We start from the raw sequence: 2349 nt of genomic DNA, 5'->3' as shown, positions 1-2349 counted from the left end.
GGGCTATGCGGGCAGTTTGCCCAAGAATATCAAGTCCACCCTCGGTGGTCACTTCTTCCCGGCGTTCAGGCACTAGGGTTACATAATCCGGCTTCAAGTCAAGGGCGATCGCCACCATCTCATCTGTTGCCGCCATCTCTAGATTGAGGTGAGTACGGACAATCTGGCGTAGCAGTTGCACATCTCGCTCTTGAATATGTCTGCGGTCTTCTCTCAGGTGCACAGTAATGCCATCAGCGCCGCCCAGTTCTGCCAAGACAGCGGCTGCTACCGGGTCTGGCTCTACGGTTCGTCGGGCCTGCCGAATGGTGGCAATATGGTCAAGGTTTACCCCCAGGGTTGGTTGTTTCATGTAGTGTCAACTTCTAGGTTTCAAGGTCTCAGGTCGCTTGTTAACGCCTCAATATTATAAAGCTGCCACAGTCCAGTATTGAGCGTCCCACTAGCCAGTTATTGAAGCTAGATGATGAAGATTTACAATCAGGTTAGTTAACCAGAGGCGATCCACCATGACCGGCCTAGTGACCATTCCCGCTTCAAGTCAAGCTCCTGATGAGCAAGCGGTAGAACGGGAGCAACAGCGGGCAGAGCAGGAACGCTTAGCAAAGGAATCAGCTCAACATCGGGCTGAACAATTGGTAACCTACTTGCAATCGCTGGGCATCGATCCCGACAATGTTGCTGTTGGCTAACCGCTATCACGCTCACAGGTCTAACCCTATCCAGTACAGTCTATCCAGCACTCTACCGACTGCACACTACACCAAGCACTATGTTGTTGCTTCAATTCAGCACGTCTCACTACTGTCGTAAGGCACGATTAGCCTTAGGCTACAAGCAATTGGCCTATCAAGTGCAAAATCTGACACCAGGACTTCATGCCTTGCGACTAAAGCCAATCACAGGAACCACAACATTACCGGTGTTACTACCAGAGTTGCCGGGGCATCCAGTCGCGATCGCCGATTCTACCCGCATCTTAGCCTTCCTTGAGACCCTACAACCCATACCACCACTGCTTCCAGATGATCCCCAGTTGCAACGCCGGGCTAGGATACTAGAAGACTGGTTGGATGAGAGCATCGGCACAGCCACACGGTTTGTCTACTACCACTTCCGAGCCAACGAGGGGCGCTATTTGGACACATCACCCTTTAACCGCTTAGTGATCCAAGTTGTCTGTCGACAGTATGGCATTTATCCAGCAACTGTTAGCCTAGCCCGCGATCGCCTAGACCAAGCCCTGGCCTTTTTGGCAGATCAATGGCAAGCTCCTTACTTAGTGGGCGATCGCCTCAGCATTGCGGATATTACAGCGGCTGCCCTCCTTAGCCCCCTAGCACTGATTCCCAGCTATCGCCAGCAATACTCTTGGCTGTGGGAGCGTATCATTCACATCCATAGTCACTGCGGAGAAGCATTGCCTCCTGGTTTGGAGAGCTAGTGCCGTCTGTGGGTAGAGTTACGAGCTTCAACGATCGCCCGCTTGTCCAGCATGGTCATCATAGCAGGCATGTCCGGAGAGACATTCTGCTGCAACCCCAGTTCTGCTATCACAGCCTTGAACGTCTTGCCTCTAGTCATCCGAAAGCCAATCTCTTCTAGTTCTGCCCAGGTCAGATTGCTTTGCACAAACGCCTTGACCATAACATTTAGCAAGTTCTCCCACTGATTGCCCTCTGCCTTTGTCATCATCGTGTGGGGAATAGCCAAGGCCCGACTAAAGCAGTGCTTCCATGTCATCGGTTGGCGCTGAATTAGCCTGTCAAATAGAGTCTTGTGGTCATAGTTGCCTACTGCCTCGTCACACTCGCTGGAAATGATGAACAACGGTGGTGAGAACTGCGATCGGGCAGCCTGCAAGACCGTTTGCCCCATCACCAAAAATGTCCGCAAGGCAGGCAGAGCAAATCCAGAATAGCCAAAGATATTGGCTGGAACTCTCTCATAAGCTGATGCCTGTGTCCATTCAAAATAGCCATCAAAGGACTTGACAAACAAATCAACAACTTTGTTGCTGCTACTTAGGAACGGCGCAAACAAAATGGTTCGATAGATAGCTCTGGGACAATACAGCGACAACCAAGCTGCTAAGGTGCCTCCCCCAGACAAGCCACCAACGATGACCCGTCTCCCTAGCAGTTGAGCAATTTGTAGCCAGTAGAGAGCGAAGTCTTGATATTGGGCAGGATTAGTTGGCAACGGGGGTGGATTGCTCTTATCCCACTGCCCTGCTTGGCCGTGTCCTGGCATGAGGGGCACAATCACGTTATAACCTGCCTTAAAAAACATCTGACTCATGGGAATAAACTGGTGAGGTGCGGCTGTGAACCCATGGAAGAACAGGCA

4 protein-coding genes are annotated in these 2349 nt (G+C 51.5%); 2 read left to right on the top strand and 2 right to left on the bottom strand.

Annotated elements, in window-relative coordinates:
• On the bottom strand, positions 1-352 hold a 352-nt coding region (locus NZ772_17620; GenBank protein MCS6815376.1), incomplete at its 3' end, for a pyridoxine 5'-phosphate synthase.
• Positions 353-509: 157 nt separating this feature from the next.
• On the opposite strand from NZ772_17620, the gene NZ772_17615 reads away from it, so the two are divergent.
• On the top strand, positions 510-692 hold the full coding sequence (locus NZ772_17615) for a hypothetical protein (protein ID MCS6815375.1): 183 nt from the start codon (positions 510-512) through the stop codon (positions 690-692).
• An 80-nt stretch (positions 693-772) separates the two neighbouring features.
• Positions 773-1444 carry a glutathione S-transferase family protein gene (locus tag NZ772_17610; GenBank protein ID MCS6815374.1) on the top strand — a complete coding sequence of 224 codons (672 nt, stop codon included), beginning with the start codon at positions 773-775 and terminating at the stop codon, positions 1442-1444.
• Here the strand turns inward: NZ772_17610 and NZ772_17605 are convergent.
• On the bottom strand, positions 1441-2349 hold a 909-nt coding region (locus NZ772_17605), incomplete at its 5' end, for an alpha/beta fold hydrolase (GenBank protein ID MCS6815373.1). The two genes, NZ772_17610 and NZ772_17605, sit on opposite strands and share 4 nt — an antisense overlap.

It is taken from the genome of Cyanobacteriota bacterium, from assembly GCA_025054735.1.
GTDB lineage: Bacteria > Cyanobacteriota > Cyanobacteriia > SKYG9 > SKYG9 > SKYG9.
This window is presented reverse-complemented; position numbering and strand designations above follow the sequence as displayed.

Coding starts and splice junctions, on each gene's coding strand:
- NZ772_17615 (MCS6815375.1), top strand. CDS start 510: ATGACCGGCCTAGTGACCATTCCCGCTTCAAGTCAAGCTCCTGATGAG.
- NZ772_17610 (MCS6815374.1), top strand. CDS start 773: ATGTTGTTGCTTCAATTCAGCACGTCTCACTACTGTCGTAAGGCACGA.